This is a genomic window from Pseudoteredinibacter isoporae (genome assembly GCF_040372805.1).
Taxonomy (GTDB): domain Bacteria; phylum Pseudomonadota; class Gammaproteobacteria; order Pseudomonadales; family Cellvibrionaceae; genus Pseudoteredinibacter; species Pseudoteredinibacter isoporae_A.
In genome coordinates this window covers 19,780-37,514 of record NZ_BAABWJ010000009.1, presented here as the reverse complement: position 1 = coordinate 37,514, position 17,735 = coordinate 19,780, and the positions used below count along the sequence as shown (strand labels likewise).

General features: G+C 51.1%; 12 protein-coding genes. 7 read left to right on the top strand and 5 right to left on the bottom strand.

From position 1 onward, the window contains the following. The first annotated feature begins 128 nt into the window (after positions 1-128). Positions 129-2,198, top strand: a complete 2,070-nt coding sequence (locus ABWW03_RS15995) for an EAL domain-containing response regulator (RefSeq protein WP_353409932.1) — start codon at positions 129-131, stop codon at positions 2,196-2,198. A gap of 36 nt (positions 2,199-2,234) precedes the next feature. Here the strand turns inward: ABWW03_RS15995 and serB are convergent, their stop codons facing one another. Further along, positions 2,235-3,245 carry a phosphoserine phosphatase SerB gene (serB, locus tag ABWW03_RS15990; RefSeq protein ID WP_353409930.1) on the bottom strand — a complete coding sequence of 337 codons (1,011 nt, stop codon included), beginning with the start codon at positions 3,243-3,245 and terminating at the stop codon, positions 2,235-2,237. 217 nt (positions 3,246-3,462) lie between these two features. Between serB and ABWW03_RS15985 the strand changes: the two genes are divergently transcribed. Both ABWW03_RS15985 and ABWW03_RS15980 read left to right on the top strand, forming a co-directional pair. Then, a complete protein-coding gene (locus ABWW03_RS15985; RefSeq protein ID WP_353409928.1) occupies positions 3,463-4,581 on the top strand; it encodes a hypothetical protein in 1,119 nt (372 codons plus the stop codon). A 121-nt stretch (positions 4,582-4,702) separates the two neighbouring features. Then, positions 4,703-6,415 carry a lysophospholipid acyltransferase family protein gene (locus tag ABWW03_RS15980; protein ID WP_353409926.1) on the top strand — a complete coding sequence of 571 codons (1,713 nt, stop codon included), beginning with the start codon at positions 4,703-4,705 and terminating at the stop codon, positions 6,413-6,415. A gap of 85 nt (positions 6,416-6,500) precedes the next feature. Here ABWW03_RS15980 and ABWW03_RS15975 read toward each other — a convergent pair whose 3' ends face one another. From ABWW03_RS15975 to ABWW03_RS15960, 4 genes are all read right to left on the bottom strand, one after another. Next, positions 6,501-6,950 (bottom strand): GAF domain-containing protein, encoded by a 450-nt coding sequence (locus ABWW03_RS15975; protein ID WP_353409924.1) that lies wholly within the window; start codon positions 6,948-6,950, stop codon positions 6,501-6,503. Positions 6,951-7,067: 117 nt separating this feature from the next. Beyond that, positions 7,068-10,358 (bottom strand): carboxyl transferase domain-containing protein, encoded by a 3,291-nt coding sequence (locus tag ABWW03_RS15970; protein WP_353409922.1) that lies wholly within the window; start codon positions 10,356-10,358, stop codon positions 7,068-7,070. A 276-nt stretch (positions 10,359-10,634) separates the two neighbouring features. Further along, positions 10,635-11,984 (bottom strand): pyridoxal phosphate-dependent decarboxylase family protein, encoded by a 1,350-nt coding sequence (locus ABWW03_RS15965; RefSeq protein ID WP_353409920.1) that lies wholly within the window; start codon positions 11,982-11,984, stop codon positions 10,635-10,637. Positions 11,985-12,099: 115 nt separating this feature from the next. Next, entirely contained in the window at positions 12,100-13,125 is a 1,026-nt protein-coding gene (locus ABWW03_RS15960) for an AraC family transcriptional regulator (RefSeq protein WP_353409918.1), read from the bottom strand. Between the two features lie 285 nt (positions 13,126-13,410). Between ABWW03_RS15960 and ABWW03_RS15955 the strand changes: the two genes are divergently transcribed. The 4 genes from ABWW03_RS15955 to ABWW03_RS15940 all read left to right on the top strand — a co-directional run bounded on the left by ABWW03_RS15955 (position 13,411) and on the right by ABWW03_RS15940 (position 17,728). Further along, positions 13,411-13,803 (top strand): MerR family transcriptional regulator, encoded by a 393-nt coding sequence (locus ABWW03_RS15955; RefSeq protein ID WP_353409916.1) that lies wholly within the window; start codon positions 13,411-13,413, stop codon positions 13,801-13,803. 26 nt (positions 13,804-13,829) lie between these two features. After that, positions 13,830-14,999: an isovaleryl-CoA dehydrogenase gene (locus ABWW03_RS15950; protein WP_353409914.1), complete on the top strand. Its 1,170-nt coding sequence runs from the start codon at positions 13,830-13,832 to the stop codon at positions 14,997-14,999. Between the two features lie 220 nt (positions 15,000-15,219). Further along, positions 15,220-16,095: an SDR family oxidoreductase gene (locus tag ABWW03_RS15945; protein WP_353409912.1), complete on the top strand. Its 876-nt coding sequence runs from the start codon at positions 15,220-15,222 to the stop codon at positions 16,093-16,095. A 25-nt stretch (positions 16,096-16,120) separates the two neighbouring features. Further along, positions 16,121-17,728 carry a carboxyl transferase domain-containing protein gene (locus tag ABWW03_RS15940; protein ID WP_353409910.1) on the top strand — a complete coding sequence of 536 codons (1,608 nt, stop codon included), beginning with the start codon at positions 16,121-16,123 and terminating at the stop codon, positions 17,726-17,728. Positions 17,729-17,735 lie beyond the last annotated feature (7 nt).

Sequence of the window (17,735 nt, the reverse complement as noted above, 5' to 3'; positions counted from 1 at the left end):
TCTCAAAAACAAAAAATACCCTTGTGCTGTGGGTTTCGCCTTGCAAGTTGATGGGTTAGTATTAGCCCCCCTTGTACAGGGGTTTAGGCAATGTTTTGAGTAGTACTTGCCCCGAGTTTTAATGGACGATGATGATATCTGACCAGACATTACGGCTACTGATTCTAAACGATTCAGAAAGCGAAGCAGAACGCCTGATTAGCATGCTACACAATGCAGGCAAAAACGTTCGTGCCCAGCTGGTTAACGCCGAAACCATGGAAGCCCAACTGCAAGAGCAAAACTGGGAGCTTCTGATTGCGGAAGACAGTGCCGCTGATGTCGACCACTGTATCCAAACCATTCGCCGCCACAATAAAGACGTGCCGGTTATTCTCCAAAGCGATCGCGAAGGCAGCCATATAACCGTTGAAGGGATGAAACGTGGCGCCTGTGATGTGGTGCAGCTCGACCAGGATCAACACCTGCTACTGGTGATCGATCGCGAAGTTGAAAATCGACGCCAACGACAGCAACGTATTCAAGCCGACAAGAAACGCCGGGAAGCGGAGCAACGCGCCCACGAGCTGTTGGACAGTTCCCGTGATGGTATCGCGTTTATCCAGGACGGCCTCTGTCTCTACGTCAATAAATCTTTTGCCGAACTACTGAAATATCAAGACGCCGAAGAAGTCGAGTGCACGCCGGTCATCGATTTGGTTGAAGAATCCCAGCAGTCCGAAGTGAAGTCTTTTTTGCAGGAATTCACGTTGCAAGGCAATGAACTGGACCAGCAACAATATAAACTGCGCTGTGTCTGTGCCGATGACAGTGTCCAGGAATTACTGGTATCACTGAACCACGGCCGCTTTGAAGAAGAGCCCTGTATTGAGCTGCGCACCCAAAGTAACGCGCAGGATCAGGATATGGTCGAAGAGATGCAAAAAATGAAGCATCTCGACCACGGCACCGGTCTCTACAACCGCCAGTACATGAGCCAGCACCTCAATCAATTGATCAACACCGAAGCGCCTCAAGCCTTTGTGATGCTGATTGAGATCGACAACTTCTTTGAACAGATTCAGCCAAAGGTTGGTCTGAGCGCCAGTGATGATGTCCTCAAACAAATTGCCGAACTGATTCAACCCAACCTCGGCGAGAAAGACGTTCTGACTCGCTTCGCCGATGATGCCTTTATGGTGCTCAGTCACCACCCCACCATGGATGCGGTACAAAAATGCTGCGAGAGCATCCTGCAACGTTGTGGCGACAGCATCATCGAGGCCAACCATAAAACCGTTCAGGTCAATGCCAGTATTGGTGTGGCTGTGGTGAATGAAAACTCCAGCGACAGTGATACGGTGATCGACCAGGCCGCGGAAGCCATCAACAGCGTTCGTAACGACAGCGATGATGACGCCCCTCGGATCAAGATCTACGAACCCAAGCGGGTAGGTTCTGAGAAAACCAGCGCCGACGATATCCAAAAGGCCATTTCTCAAGGCCGCTTCCGCCTGCTCTTCCAACCGGTGATTTCACTGCGTGGCTCCGGAGAGGAGTTCTACGAAGTATTGCTGCGCATGCTGGACGAACACGGTGAAGAAATTTCCCCAGCGCATTTTCTCGACTTAGCCAAATCCATTGGCAGTGCCACAAAACTGGACCGCTGGGTGATCCTGGAATCTATGAAGACGCTGGCCAAACAACGTAGCCAGAGCCCGAAAACCAAGCTGATGATGACGATCAGTGCAGAATCCATTCAAGATCGAACTTTGATTCCCTGGGTGAGCCGAGTATTGCAGGCTGCTAAAATTGGCGCCAACAGTGTTGCCTTCCAGATCAGCGAAAAAGACGCCAATCAGAACCTGAAAGATACCCAAAGCTTTATCACTGAGGTGCAAGGTATCAAGGCCAGCTGCATCATTACTAACTTTGGCTGCTCACTGAACCCATCCAATACCATCAAACACCTGAACACAGATTTGTATAAGGTCGACGGTTCTTTTGCATTGGATATCCAGAACAACAATCAAAGCCCAGATGCACTGATTACCTTGCTCGGGGAGCTGCACGACGCCGGAAAAACCAGCTTCATTCCACAGGTTGAAAACGCCAGTATCCTATCCAGCCTCTGGCAAGCCGGTGTGCACTATATTCAAGGGCACTATTTGCAAGCCCCGGCCCCAGCGATGGAATACGACTTCACAATGGACGGTTAACACAACCGTCCATTGTGTACGACCTTCTATGACAGATCAGTCTTGTCTCTGCCCAAGTAGATACAACAGTGCATCCAATCCCAACTGACTGATGCTGAACTGTGCCTGCTCGCGAACGATAGGCTTCGCCCGATAGGCCACCCCCATTCCCGCTTTCGCCAACATCAACAAATCATTGGCACCATCACCCACGGCGATGGTGCTCGACAAAGGTAAGCCATACTCGTTCGCCAAGCGCTCAAGCAATTGAGCTTTGCGTTCTGCATCGACAATATCGCCCTTTGCCTGCCCCGTGACCTTGCCATCGACGATATCCAGACGATTGGCAAAAACCTGATCAAAACCGAAGCGCTGTTGCAGCTGGCCCGCAAAATAATCAAAACCACCTGAAAAAATAGCGGTTTTAAAGCCCAGGGCTTTCAAGCCTTGGATTAATTCTGGCATACCCGGGGAAAGGGGAATGTGAGCAGCAATGTCCGCCAGAACCGCTTCATCCAGCCCTTTAAGTGTCGACATACGCTGGATAAAACTCTCGCGGAAATCCAGTTCTCCGCGCATAGCCGCCTCCGTTACCGCAGCCACCTGCTCTCCCACACCAGCCGCCTTGGCCAGCTCATCAATCACTTCCACTTGAATCAGCGTGGAATCCATGTCGAAACAGGCCAATGCACCCGTGTTCGATAAAAATGGCGCGACCCCATCCGCCAGATAGTTAATTTCGATATCCAATGCCAGCAAGCGGGGCTTCACATTCGCCAATGTAGCCTGCTGCTCATCGCTCAAGGCTTCGCTCAGGGGCAATTGCCAAGCCTGATCGGACAATTTGTCGATGGCGACCTCGGTCAAGTTCAAGTCGGCAATACAAGCCCAAGCTTTGTCGAGCTGATCCAGCTTGAATTCCGGAGACATTATGATCAGGCGCGCTTGATCCTCTCTCGGCCGGCAATCACCTGACAGACTAAAGGACTGATTTTCAATGAATTGTTGCAGCAAGGAACATTGCTGACTGCTTTGACTCAGATAAACGGGTGTAGCGGCTGTGCTCATGGTATGTTCTGCTATTGTGTGTTGGTGGTATTACTATGAAAGGCGAAGCCATTATAAAGCCACGCTGCAGGAATCGCCATGTTGGCCAAGGCTCGGGCAAGTGGTTAAAATAATCCTAGCCAGCCGGGATTCACATTGGCGAGCTATACTAGGGTATTCACACCAACACCGTGATTAACAAGAAAAAAACGATTTAAACAACAGTAACGATTAATCCATGAGTCTCCCGCCGATTCCCAAGCTATCCGCCTTTTTACTTGGCGCCTTTATTACGGTGCTGATTTTAAGCTGGGCCAATCAAAACCAACTACAACAACAGCAGGCAGAGTTAAATCAGCATTACGGTGAAGTGCTGGCACGCAAGCTGGCCCAACAGGCCGAAAACCCAACCATGACTCGAGACTGGGTCAGCCTTCAAGTTCTCGCTGAAAACACCAAACGCGAAAAAGGCATCGCCAGTGTTACCTTCCACAGCGTGGACAATAAGTTGCTGGCCCAGGCGGGCAAAACCGCCCGGCAAAAAGGAGCTGACAAAGCGCAGCAGAGTTTCAGCGCCCCGATCAATCTGCAAGATTCAGTGGCTGGCTATGTGACTATTGGCCTCAACAGCTCCGAACTCAGCCAGCAACCTCAAGCCTATGGCTTACAATTGTTCGCCCTGCTGCTGCTCGCGGCGGCCTTGATTAATATGTACCTCGAGCCACAACGCAGCTCGACCACTTCCCGTAAAACACCCGAGCACGGAGGCGACCAAGAGCTTGAACCTGAGGGGAATGACTCGCCTCCGATTTGTGCCTGGCTGGTGATTCAAAGTGGCAATCTGGCAAGCCTGCAAAAACAACTCAGTGCAGCGGCCCTCCAAGAACTGCTCGACGAATTCAATCAACAACTGCAAACCGTTTTGAATCTTTACCAAGGCGAGCTGCTCTGGGTCGATGGTGATTCCTTCCACTGTGGTTTTCGCCAAACCTCAATGGACAACAGTGACCAGGGCATCTTTAACGCGATTTGCTCCACCAAGTTATTGGTCGACCTGGGGCGCAGCCGTCAGGGTATCAAGCTGCATTTTAAAGCGGCTATTCTGCCACCCGCCGAAGGCGACAGTTACAGCGAAATGTTTGCCGCCTACCGGGACAGCCAACAGCAGCGCAGCCAACTGGACGCGCTGGCGCATGCCAGCCTATTGTTGGACAAACGCTTGCTTGATGATCGGCATGTACTTGAACAATTGGACTTCACAGAAGACCAGCACAATGTCTACGTGGAGGCCATCAAGGCACCCTATCTGGATCTTTTGAAAGAACAGCTTCGTCATTTACAAAGCCAACAACGGTAGCTCTTTGGCTTTGGGCCTTCCTCTTCGCCCCATAGGTCAGTCATAGAAATGTCATCGAGCTGTCATGAACAGTTCATTTTCTGAGCGCAATCTACCCCGAATGAGCACAGGTAGATTGACTATGATTGACATCGAACAAGCCGTTAACAATAAGTTTCCAAACTTTTCTCAGCAGCCGGACTTAATCCGTAAGCCGACGCTGTCCTTCATCAAAAAGCTGACTCACTCAGATGAGATCAACGAGTTTCTGGAGGAACATGGCGAACTTCAGGGCTTTGAGTTTATCGATAAAGTCTTCGATTATTTTAACTTCAGTTATTCAGTTGGTTCTCGCGACCGCAATAATATTCCCTCTCAAGGGCGCGTCGTCATCATTGCCAACCACCCCATTGGCTCTCTGGATGGTCTCGCCATTCTTCGCTTGGTTGGAGAAGTCCGTCGCGACGTCAAAATTGTCGCCAACGATATGCTAATGAATTTTGATCCTTTGCATCCGCTGTTTATTGCATTGGACAATATGACGGGCACAGGCACGCGCAAAAGCTACCGAGCGATCATGGAAGCTCTGGAGCGGGAAGAAGCCGTGATCATCTTCCCTTCTGGCGAGGTGTCTCGCGCCCGACCAACCGGTGTAAAAGATACTCGCTGGCGTTCAGGCTTTTTGCATTTTGCCCGCAAAGCGAAAGCGCCTCTGCTGCCAGTTTTTATCGGCGCCAAGAATTCCCTGTTGTTTTACAGCGCTTCCATGTTGTTCAAGCCTCTCGGCACAGCCCTGTTAGCCCGCGAGATGTTTAACAAGCAGTCTGCACAAATTCAATTCCGCGTCGGTGAGGCCATTCCCGCCAGCGCACTCAACAATGAAAAGCTGGGCGATCGCGGAATTATTAAGCGCCTGCGTAAACATTTGTACAAGATAGGCAAGCGCCGGCAACCGATCTTTGTAACAGAAAAGACCATCGCCCACCCGGAAGATCGCCAAGAATTGGTTCAGGAATTAAATCAGGCACGCCTGCTTGGCGAAACCCGAGACCAGAATCGAATTCTTCTTGCGGATTATGAGAATGGTACTGCGCTGATCAAGGAAATCGGTCGTCTGCGCGAGGTGGCATTTCGCAAAGTAGGAGAAGGCACAGGCGGAAAACGCGATCTGGACAAGTACGACAAAAGCTATCGTCATCTAGTGCTGTGGGACAACAAGCAACTGGAAATTGCCGGCGCCTACCGCATTGGCGAAGCGGGCAAGATCATGGCCGAACAAGGGGTAGAAGGTCTGTACACCAGTTCGCTCTACGAATTCCGAAAAGACTTTACCCCCTATCTGGAACAGGGCCTCGAACTGGGGCGCAGTTTTGTCAATCCGGATTACTGGGGGAAAGCCAGCCTGGATTACCTTTGGCAGGGCATTGGCGCCTACCTGCGCCACCACCCCAACATTCGTTACCTAATTGGCCCGGTCAGCATGAGTGCACGCTATCCTCGTACCTTGATGGATCAGCTGGTTCACTACTACCAGCATTTTTATGCGGCGAAGGAAAACTGGGCGACGGCCAATCAGCCTTATAAACTCAGCCTGGAAAGCCAGCAGACATTGGCAGCGGAGTATGAAGGTCTGAGCAAAGACGACGCCATGAAATTGCTACAGGAACGGTTTATTGAAGCGGGTTACAAAATGCCCGTGCTTTTCAAACAGTATACTGCCTTGTTTGAAGGGGATGGCTTTCAGCTACTGACATTCAGTGTCGATCCTGATTTTGGTGATTGTCTGGACGGCTTGTTCATCGCTGACCTGAGCAAACTTAAGGCCGCTAAGCGCAAACGCTATTTGGGTAACTGAGAGATTCAGGCAGAAAGCCGGAATCAGAAAGCACGAGCAGAAAGGTAACATCGGGCTGTTATGAACAGCCCGAGCATTGAACGACTTAACGAGTGGCCAGCAGACGCTCAACAACGGCCTGCAAGCCCACCACATCTTCCTGAGAAAAACGCCCTTTTACCGGCGCATCAATATCCAGCACACCGATCACTTCTCCGTCTTTGATCATTGGGATGACCACTTCAGACTCGGAAGCTGCATCGCAGGCAATATGCCCTTCAAAAGCGTGCACATCAGCCACCAATTGCGGCTCTTGTTCGGCCGCTGCTGTGCCACACACACCTCGGCCAATGGGAATGCGAGTACAGGCGGGCTTCCCCTGGAAAGGCCCCAAGACCAATTCATCCCCCTGACGCAGGTAAAACCCGGCCCAATTAATTTCGGGCAGATACATCCACAACACAGCCGCGGTATTCGCCAGATTGCAGACCCAGTCGCTTTCACCTTGCAGCAACCCACTCAGGGCACTGTCGATATCCTGATAAATACTGTTCATACACTTCTCCTACGGTGATTTAGCAAGGGGCGCAGTCTAACCATCTATGAGATGCGCGCCAAGAGTATTCCACACTCGGATCATATTGTTTTTTTATAAGCACATGCCCAAGAACCCTCACCAAGTATCGATACAAGGTCGCTTCTTACCCGTTCTTGGGGCCGCAGGCGGCGTTGCCTTCAATGCTCTGAGAATCCATTGGCGTGACTCCATCGGATCAATAACGGCATCGATTTCAAGATAACTGGCCATATTCAATGCCTTGCCGTGTTCGTAGATTTTATCGACCATTTTTTGGAAGACACGCTGTCGTTCATGTTCATCTTCAATAGCCGCCAGCTTTTTCGCGGCTCCAAGGCGCACTGCCCCTTCAATACCCATCGCCCCAAATTCACCGGAGGGCCAGGCCGCCGTCAGCATAGGATTATGAAAACTCCCCGCCGCCATCGCCTGTGCACCCAGGCCATAACCTTTACGCGTTACCAGGGTGAGGTACGGAACGCTGATACTGGACGCGGTTACAAATATGCGTGATACATGGCGAACGGTCGCCTGGGTTTCCGACTCCGGTCCGACCATAAAACCGGGGGTATCGCATAAGGACAGAATAGGCAGATCATGGGCATCGCAAAGTTGTATAAAGCGAGCCATTTTATCGCCACCCTCAGCATCAATCGCCCCACCAAGGTGCTTTGGATTATTCGCCATCAAGCCCATCGGGCGACCTTCAATTCGAATCAATGCCGTGACAATACCCTTGGAGAACTCGGCCCGTAATTCCAACACGCTATCGACATCCGCAAGATATTCAATCAACTGATGAACATCGTAAACCTGCATACGATTGACCGGAATGGCATGACGCAACAATCGCTCGTCATGGGCCTGCCAAGTCGATTGTGGCCCTTGAAAGTAGGAGAGATAACGTTTTGCCGCTGCAACAGCAGCCGCCTCATCATCGACAATAATATCCAGGACGCCATTCGGTCCCTGCACATCAACTGGCCCAACCTCTTCCGGACTGTAGCGCCCCAAACCGCCGCCTTCGATCATCGCCGGACCGCCCATACCCAACGTAGCGTTTCGAGTCGCGATGGTGACATCACACACGCCCAATAGCGCGACATTGCCCGCAAAACACCGTCCAGCAACAATACCCACGGTGGGCACCAAACCCGAAAGTTCGGCCATGGCAGAAAAAGTATGGCAATCCAAACCCGCCACGCCGGCAAAATCCGTATCCGATGGTCTGCCACCGCCACCTTCTGCAAAAAATACAACGGGAAGCTGCCATTGTTTTGCCAAGCCTAACAGACGATCGGTTTTTTTGTGATTCATCAAACCCTGCGTGCCCGCAAAGACGGTGTAATCATAAGACAACACCATGCAACGGGATTTATCTTCCGGGTAGATCTCACCGTTAATAGACGCCGTGCCACCAATCAAACCATCAGCAGGACTCTGCTCAATCAAGTCTTCCACGCTTTTTATTTTGCGCTGAGCCGCCAGTGCCATAGCACCGTACTCATTGAAACTGCCCGCATCGATTAAATCGTCAATGTTTTCTCTGGCGGTACGCATGCCCTTCGCGTGCCGCTTGGCGACAGCCTCACCACGATAGTCATCGCCTGTTTTTCGATGACGCTCCAGAACTTCTTGAAGGTCATCGCGAATAGCGTCGAGATCTATCGTCTCTTCTGCGATTCCCATGTGCTCCAGTTGTTCATCTCGACGAATGCTAAGCAACGCTTGCTGCTCGCTCACCGCATCCCCTAAAGCAACATAAATATCGTCAACGAACCCAGCGCAACTGGCTTTAATTGGAAACTCCATTTTCATAGCTTCCAACACGACAATCGTCTGGCCTTTTTGAACACTGTCCCCAGATTCTACCGCCAAGCTGGCCACAACGGATGCGGTCGATGCGGCCTGTAATTCACAACCCTCGGCAGCCTGAATGGTTTGACGATGATCAACCTGCCGATTTTCAGCATTCACATTCGCTGTAGGCATGTCCACTGCAAAGCGGCTCGGGTCTCGCGGGTTCATCAGGGTATCGAGGTTTCGTTCCAAAAACTTCGTATCGACATCGTTATTGATAACGGCGGGGTGAGAACATAGATTCGTCAATAACGCGAGATTGTGATCGACCCCCTGAATATCAAACTCTTCGATAGCTCGATTCAGAATGCGTAATGTGCTGGGGTAATCCGGCCCGCTGGCAATCACCTTGGCGATCATTGGATCGTACGCCGGGCTGTACTGAAAACCGATAAACGCGCAATCATCCACTCGAATACCCGGCCCACGCGGCGGCATATATTGACTGAGTTTTCCAGCGGTGGCTTTACTGTTGCCGTGTTCATCCCAGGCTTCCAAATTCACGCGGGCTTGAATGGCGAAATGACGGCCGGCCTTCTGAATCGGAAACCCCAGTTCTGCCAGAGACTTTCCTTCCGCCAAAGCCATTTGAAGAGCAACCAAATCCACATCAAATAGCTGTTCGGTAATGGTGTGCTCAACCTGGATACGGGGATTAACCTCGAGAAAATAGAAACTGTCGTGATTGTGGCCATCGACCAGAAATTCAAAGGTACCAAGTCCCCGATAGCTCAACCGCTCGGCAAAGTGGACCGCCGCCGCATGAATACGCTCACGTTGCGCAGGTGAAAGGCTTGGACTGGGAGCAATCTCAATTATTTTCTGATTACGCCTCTGTAAGCTGCATTCGCGTTCAGCTAAATGGCTTGCTTTCTGGCCATCGCCCAAAATTTGAACCTCAATATGTCGAGCTGAAGGCAATAGCTGCTCGACGTACACCTCATCACTGCCAAAACTGATCAAGGCTTCTTTTTGACACGCTTGATAGGCTTCCGCCAAATCCTCTTTGCGCTGCACGGGCCGGATACCCCGACCGCCGCCACCGGCCAACGCCTTGATCATCACACCACTGTCACTGTAACGGTCAAAAAACGTTTCAATTTCGCTTAAGCTGCAAGGGCGATTAATACCCTGCAACATTGGCATATTAGCCTGCTCGGCTTCCTCTCTGGCGCTGGCTTTATCTCCCAACTTTTCCAACAGTTCAACATCCGGGCCGATAAAACGCAGGCCGGCCTCAATACAGGCACGGGCAAACTCGGCACTCTCGGACAGGAAACCATAACCGGGATGAATCGCATCGGCTCCGCAGTCTTTAGCCGCCGAGAGAACGCCAGCGATGTCTAGATACGCTGCAGGCCCACTTCCCATCAGCGGCACCGCCTCATCACAGGCTTTAATATGCAGGCAATGACGATCATCCTTGGCGTATATCGCAACACTGTTAACACCGGACAAATGGCAACTGCGAGCAATACGCACAGCAATTTCAGAACGGTTTGCGATCAATACTTTCTTAATTGGCATAGGGGCTGTCCATCTCGACCAAAATTAGTCATTAAAATTCGTACCAAGTTACACCCAGCCCCCCAACTTAACAAATTCCTCTGGTGAATAGTGAGCCATAAATACAGGGTTTTTAAGCGAAACGGAGCGGAAGAGAAAACAGAGCTGAATTCGCTTAAAAGACTCGCCATGCATTGATTAGCAATCAAACATTCGGCAAAAGAGTATCAATCCATCCAGTTCATTAAATGCCATCAGAGTGCCCCAATTGGGGCATTGGAATAAACAAGACCCAGATTAGATTCCAGCCAGAGATTCATCCATAATTCGCTTGATCTCCGCAACCCACTCCAGATGCTCTGGTTTCATCAATGTCGACCGCAGACAGCTGACAGTCTCACTGTTGTATTCCACGCTGTCACCCCAACACGCTTTTGCAAGACTCAAGGGCAATTCCAGTAACGCCAGATGCAAGTGATTTTTCTCGGCAAGATTGAAAAGTGCTTGGGACTGTTTGGATATTTCCTGGGTTGATTTGGCCTCTGGCGCCCAAATCAAAATATCCAACTCAGGCTCAAAAGTTGTTTTGTATTTCGGATCATCCTGCAGGCATTTATACAACGCCAGAGCTGCCTCACGACCATTCGCCAAACCATTGGCAAACTCACCACCTTTATGCAGCGGCAATAATTTTTGAGTTGCCCACAGCGCAACAGCGGAAGCCCCCGCGCGCGAACATTCAAGAGTGATTTCACCCAAATGCATATCGTCGGAACTGAAATAGGTGTACGGAGAATCGTGTTTGTAAAATCGACCCACACTGGCATCGCGGAATAAAACGCAGCCACAACCATAAGGTTGCAATCCATGCTTATGGGGGTCGATCACGATGGAATCGACCTCATTCAACTGGCTGTACGCCGTGGCCGCATTCGTCTCCAGGTTATCGACCAAACCAAAGTAACCACCGTAAGCTGAATCCACATGCACTCGGAAGCCATATTGTTTCTTTAACTCCAGTACTTTATGCAGAGGATCTACCGAGCCCACACCGGTAGTCCCCAATGTTACCACCACCGTACCCACATCACCTTTTTTCAGCTCGCACTCCAGCGCAGCGATGTCCATGCGCGCCAACTCATCGGCCGCAACAGCGGTGAAAGGCAATTGCAGCACTTCCGAAATTCGACCGTGGGTGTAGTGGGCCATGCTGGACGCAAGAATGCGTTTACCCGGTTGAAGCCTTCCGGAAACCCATAACGCTTCCATATTGGCCATGGTGCCACCACCGGTTAAATGCCCCAGAAATTGATCCCAGCCAAACATCGCCGCAATCTCAGCAACCGCTTCTTTTTCCAGCGCCGAACTCGCACGCCCACCATCAAGAGCATGATTGTTCGGGTTCACCCACATCGACAACATATACGCGAGTCGCGCAATCGGGTGAGGCGGTTTCAGCATTTGTCCAGCGTAGAGAGGATGAGGATAGGGATAGTTGTCCTGCATGCGCTCGGCTACTCGCAAAAGAATATCGCGCTCACGATCCCCTAAAGGCTTCGCTTCAAAAGCGGGCATCTCCTTGAAGGATTGCTCAAGTACCCCTAGAGACTCTTCCAATAAACCAAGACTTTTGACTTCCAACACCATAGGATTACCTCTCAATTATGATGATTTCAGTCTACAAACATCGACTATTCATTAGGCGACAGAGCACTATTCTTTTTCTGCCACAAAGTGAAATAGAGGGAATCATTGGAGAACCTTAGCGGAAGCTGGCGGGCGTGCGCCCGGTCCAACGCTTAAAAGCACGCCCAAAATTACTTGCACTCGAAAAACCCAATTGCTGGGCAATATCGGCAATGGAAAGTGCATCTTTTTGAAGCAACTGCAGGGCCGTCTCTTTTCGAACAGACTGCAAAAGGGATTCATAGGAAGAGCCCTCTTCCAACAAACGCCGTTGCATCGAACGCAAGCTCATACCCAGCTCTTCGGCCAGAATGTCTTCCGTGAATGTGCGCTGAGGCAAGAATTCAACCAACTTGTTATGAACTAAACTCACCACACCGGTTTTTTCAATTTGGGCCAGATACGCCCGACTCAGTTTTTCGCTGCTCAAGGCCAGTTCTCGGTTGGCGGTGATCAAAGGACGCAACAAGGTCTCTTCTGACAACAACAGGGCATTTTCACTGGCCTGGAATTCTACTGGCGCATTGAAGAAGCGACGATAGCGCTGGGCGGATTCGGTTTCTTCATGACAAAGCGATACCCATGCTGGAGAAAAGGCAGGTCCACTGCCCCATCGGCATAGCGTAATCATCGCGGCCACAAAGGCTTCAGCACCGATCTGAGACTCACAACCTTCGGCATTCGACCAACCAAACTTGTAGCCGCCGTCCACTTCTTCCAGCGTATTCACACACTGAGAATCGATAATTCGTCGCAAACGAATAAAGCGCTGCAAGGCCTCCAGCAAAGTCGCACTGGAGCTCATCGCCACACTCAAAGAATCAAACATCACCGGGTAAGCCACCTCAGCGGCCGTCAAGCCAAAGGCATCGTCACCGGTTCTTTGTGCCGCCAATTCCCACAGGTGCTTGACTTTACTCGCCTGAACCCGCTGATCAGCACCACGCATGGATTCATCTACCCCGGCCTGGGTGAACAACGCATTCGCATCCAGCCCACGATAAGCAATGCAGCGATACAACAATTCCACCCAATTGGACAACAGGGTGGCATCGAGTTGCTGGCGATCAGCGTTTGTAGGAATCGGATGGCTTACTGGCATTATGGAATGTCACACGTGTCATTAGCGTTAACCCGTCCTAGCGTATACCTGGTCGACTTGATAAGTTCTAGAACTGCTCAAAAATCATGCTTTTACATTTAACCTGTTAAACAGATCAGCTTCAAGCTGAAAGTACCAGAGCCTTCAGAGGTTAGTTACCGCTTACCTACATAAGTCCAAGTCAAGGGTGCAGGCAGTCAACCAAACAGAGCACAAAGTTTACCTTTACGTTAACGTCAACTTTATTTATAGTGACGATTATCTAAACAATGGCGCCACGGGTATATGGAACAGAAGAATAAGACCTATAGCATCTCGGAACTGGCCAAAGAGTTCGACATTACCACCCGAGCCATTCGCTTTTACGAAGATAAAGGCCTGCTAAACCCTGGCCGACGCGGGCAGACCCGAATTTACGCACCCGCCGACCGCACCAAGCTCAAACTGATCCTGCGCGGCAAACGCCTGGGGCTCACCCTGGATGAAAGCCGAGACATCATCGGTATGTACAACCCAGGCCAGAGCAATGAAGACCAATTACAGACCTTGCTGGCCAAGATACGTGAACGCAAAAGTTACCTGCAACAACAGCTCCACGACATCGAAGTCATGATGCTGGATCTGCAAGAATCTGAAAATAGAGCGCTCGAAGCCCTCGAACAATTGAAAACTGACTAAATTCTGCCAATTGACGGAGCCCGAAAATGAACGTTTCCTACCCTACCCTGAACTTTGACCTCGGCCAGGACGTCGACATGCTACGCGATGCCGTATACCAGTTTGTACAAGCAGAACTGGCCCCTCGCGCCCAGGAAATCGACGAGAAAAACGAATTCCCAATGGACATGTGGCGTAAGTTCGGTGACATGGGTCTGCTGGGCATGACCGTAGAAGAGGAATATGGCGGCACCAACATGGGCTACTTGGCACATGTTATCGCAATGGAAGAAATTTCCCGTGCCAGCGCCTCGGTTGGCCTATCTTACGGCGCACACTCCAACCTTTGTGTAAACCAAATTCGTAAAAACGGCACTCACGAGCAGAAATTAAAGTACTTGCCAAAATTGTGCTCCGGCGAGCACATTGGTGCATTGGCCATGTCTGAACCCAATGCCGGCTCTGACGTCGTCAGCATGAAATTGCGTGCCGAAAAGAAAGGCGACAAGTACGTTTTGAACGGCAATAAAATGTGGATCACCAATGGTCCCGATGCCCACACCTATGTAATCTACGCCAAAACGGATGTGGCTGCCCACAGCCGTGGCATCACCGCATTTATTGTTGAACGTGACTTCCCTGGTTTCTCCCGTCATCAGAAGCTCGACAAACTCGGCATGCGCGGCTCTAATACTTGTGAACTCGTTTTCGAAGATTGCGAAGTACCGGAAGAAAACATCCTCGGCCAGCTTAACAAAGGCGCTGCGGTATTAATGAGCGGCCTCGATTACGAGCGCACCGTATTATCCGGCGGCCCGATTGGAATTATGCAGGCCTGCATGGACATCGTTGTACCGTACATTCATGATCGCAAACAATTTGGACAATCCATCGGCGAATTCCAATTGATGCAAGGTAAAGTCGCCGATATGTATGCCGACCTGAACGCCAGCCGCGCCTACTTGTACGCCGTAGCCAAGGCTTGCGACCGTGGTGAAGAATCTCGCAAAGATGCTGCAGCCGTCATTCTGTACACCGCTGAAAAAGCCACTCAAATGGCACTGCAAGCGATCCAAACCTTGGGCGGAAACGGTTACATCAATGAATTCCCAACGGGTCGTTTACTGCGCGATGCCAAGCTGTACGAAATCGGTGCGGGTACTTCTGAAGTTCGTCGTATGTTGATAGGTCGCGAACTGTTTAACGAAACCAAGTAACAGGATTCGTGTGGGTATAAATGCGAGACAAGTTTTTGTACCAACACACCAGGGATGCTACAGGCTGGGATCTTTAAAAATCCTCACTGCAGGGAAGCAGTGGGGGAGCTACAGGGATGTATTTACGCGTTTTTTAAAGATCCCAGCCTGTAGCATACCGGACCATTCATATACATATTTAAAAGCACAAAAGAAAAAGCGCTGAAACAAAGGAAAGCCAATGAGCTATCAATCCTCACTCGCAGCAAACAGCTTTCAAGAAAAAACCGTATTAGTAACCGGTGGTGGCTCAGGAATCGGACGCTGCATCGCACATGAACTGGCTTCACTCGGCGCCAAAGTATTATTGCTTGGCCGTAGCGAAGATAAACTTAAAAATGTGCAACAAGAAATTCAGGACGATGGCGGCCAAGCCGATTGGGGCAGCGTCGACATTCGTGACGAGGCCGGTGTAAGCGAGGTGATCCAACACTTTATCAGAACGCACGGCCCAATTCACGGACTGGTTAACAATGCCGGCGGCCAATTCCCCGCCGAACTGAAAGACATCAGCGCCAACGGCTTCCTCGCCGTCGTACGCAACAACTTGGTCGGTGGCTTTATCGTCGCTCGAGAAGCCTTCAAACAAAGCATGCAAGAACACGGCGGCAGCGTCGTGAACATCACCGCCGATTATTTCGGTGGCATGCCATTAATGGGGCACAGCGGCGCCGCACGTGCCGGCATGGAAAACCTCAGCCAAACCCAAGCGATCGAATGGGCGGCCAGCGGTGTGCGCGTCAACAGCGTTGCGCCCGGTTATATCGCCTCTTCCGGCATGGACAGTTACGAAGACCCAGACATGATTGCCCGCATCCCCAAATTTGGGCAATCCGTACCCAGCGGTCGAATGGGCACCGAATCGGAAGTCAGCGCTGCCGTATGCTTCCTATTAAGTGACGGTGCTGCTTACATCAATGGCGCGACCATTCCCGTCGATGGTGGCAGCTCACTGTGCCTGAGTTCACCTTTGTACGATCTCAAAGTTGCCGAAAAAAACAACCCCGCCTTCGAGGGCTTTCACCGCGGTGAGACCCCAGAAATTTTGAAACAATAACCCAACAGGAATGCGAGAATTCGCTATGGCTAAAATTCAATCCAAGCTAAATGCACGCGCGGCCGATTTCCTAGAAAACGCCGAGCATATGCAGCAACAAGTTGATGACTTGCACAGCAAACTGGACACCATCAAACAAGGTGGTGGAGAGCGCTCTCAGCAACGTCATGTGAACCGAGGAAAACTGCTTCCCCGTGATCGAGTGAAACACCTGCTCGACCCCGGTTCACCATTCCTGGAATTGTCCCAGCTGGCGGGTCACGACGTGTATGAAGATAAGGTACCCGCCGCCGGCATTATTACCGGTATCGGTCGAGTCAGTGGTCAGGAATGCATGATCATCGCCAACGACGCGACGGTAAAAGGCGGCAGCTATTATCCGCTGACCGTAAAAAAACATTTGCGAGCGCAAACCATTGCTGAACAAAACCACCTGCCCTGTATCTCTCTGGTGGATTCCGGTGGTGCCAACCTGCCACGTCAGGATGACGTATTTCCCGACCGCGAACATTTTGGCCGCATCTTCTTCAACCAGGCCAATATGTCCTCGAAGAACATCCCACAGATTGCCGCCGTCATGGGCTCCTGTACGGCAGGCGGTGCCTACGTTCCAGCCATGGCTGATGAATCCATCATCGTCAAAGAGCAAGGCACCATTTTTCTCGGTGGACCGCCGTTGGTAAAAGCGGCGACCGGCGAAATTGTCAGTGCTGAAGATCTCGGCGGCGCCGACGTGCACTGTCGCACCTCCGGTGTTGCTGATCACTATGCCCAAAACGATCACCACGCCTTGCAGCTGGCACGCCAGGCCGTCGCGCGCCTGAATCGCAAAAAGCCATTGAACATGGACATTCAAGATAGCGTAGAACCGGCCTATGACGGCAAAGAAATCTACGGAGTGATTCCCAAAGATTCGCGCAAACCCTATGACGTACGCGAAGTGATTGCGCGTATTGTTGACGGTTCCGAGTTTGATGAATTCAAAGCCTTGTACGGAACAACACTGGTATGTGGTTTCGCCCGTATCTTTGGCTACCCCGTCGGCATTGTTGCCAACAACGGTATCCTGTTCGGCGAGTCCGCTCAGAAAGGCGCACACTTTGTCGAGCTGTGCGCCCAACGCAAAATCCCACTGGTGTTCCTGCAAAACATTACCGGTTTCATGGTTGGTCAACAATATGAAGCCGGCGGCATCGCCAAGCACGGCGCCAAAATGGTTACTGCCGTTGCCTGTGCCCAAGTGCCTAAATTTACCGTCTTGATTGGCGGTTCCTTCGGTGCGGGTAACTACGGCATGTGCGGCCGAGCCTATGACCCACGCTTCCTGTTCATGTGGCCTAATGCACGTATTTCGGTCATGGGCGGCGAGCAGGCAGCTGGCGTACTGGCTACGGTAAAACGAGATCAGTACGAAGCCAAAGGGGAAGACTGGAGCAGCGAAGAAGAGGCGAAATTTAAGCAGCCTATTATCGACAGCTATGAACATCAGGGGCACCCCTACTACGCCTCGGCTCGCCTCTGGGATGATGGTGTCATCGACCCAGCCGATACCCGCATGGTTCTGGGTTTAAGTATTTCAGCCAGCTTGAATCGTGATATTGACGATAGCAAGTTCGGCATCTTCCGCATGTAAGGGGTCA

Coding starts and splice junctions, on each gene's coding strand:
- ABWW03_RS15995 (WP_353409932.1), top strand. CDS start 129: ATGATGATATCTGACCAGACATTACGGCTACTGATTCTAAACGATTCA.
- serB (WP_353409930.1), bottom strand. CDS start 3,245: ATGAGCACAGCCGCTACACCCGTTTATCTGAGTCAAAGCAGTCAGCAA.
- ABWW03_RS15985 (WP_353409928.1), top strand. CDS start 3,463: ATGAGTCTCCCGCCGATTCCCAAGCTATCCGCCTTTTTACTTGGCGCC.
- ABWW03_RS15980 (WP_353409926.1), top strand. CDS start 4,703: ATGATTGACATCGAACAAGCCGTTAACAATAAGTTTCCAAACTTTTCT.
- ABWW03_RS15975 (WP_353409924.1), bottom strand. CDS start 6,950: ATGAACAGTATTTATCAGGATATCGACAGTGCCCTGAGTGGGTTGCTG.
- ABWW03_RS15970 (WP_353409922.1), bottom strand. CDS start 10,358: ATGCCAATTAAGAAAGTATTGATCGCAAACCGTTCTGAAATTGCTGTG.
- ABWW03_RS15965 (WP_353409920.1), bottom strand. CDS start 11,984: ATGGTGTTGGAAGTCAAAAGTCTTGGTTTATTGGAAGAGTCTCTAGGG.
- ABWW03_RS15960 (WP_353409918.1), bottom strand. CDS start 13,125: ATGCCAGTAAGCCATCCGATTCCTACAAACGCTGATCGCCAGCAACTC.
- ABWW03_RS15955 (WP_353409916.1), top strand. CDS start 13,411: ATGGAACAGAAGAATAAGACCTATAGCATCTCGGAACTGGCCAAAGAG.
- ABWW03_RS15950 (WP_353409914.1), top strand. CDS start 13,830: ATGAACGTTTCCTACCCTACCCTGAACTTTGACCTCGGCCAGGACGTC.
- ABWW03_RS15945 (WP_353409912.1), top strand. CDS start 15,220: ATGAGCTATCAATCCTCACTCGCAGCAAACAGCTTTCAAGAAAAAACC.
- ABWW03_RS15940 (WP_353409910.1), top strand. CDS start 16,121: ATGGCTAAAATTCAATCCAAGCTAAATGCACGCGCGGCCGATTTCCTA.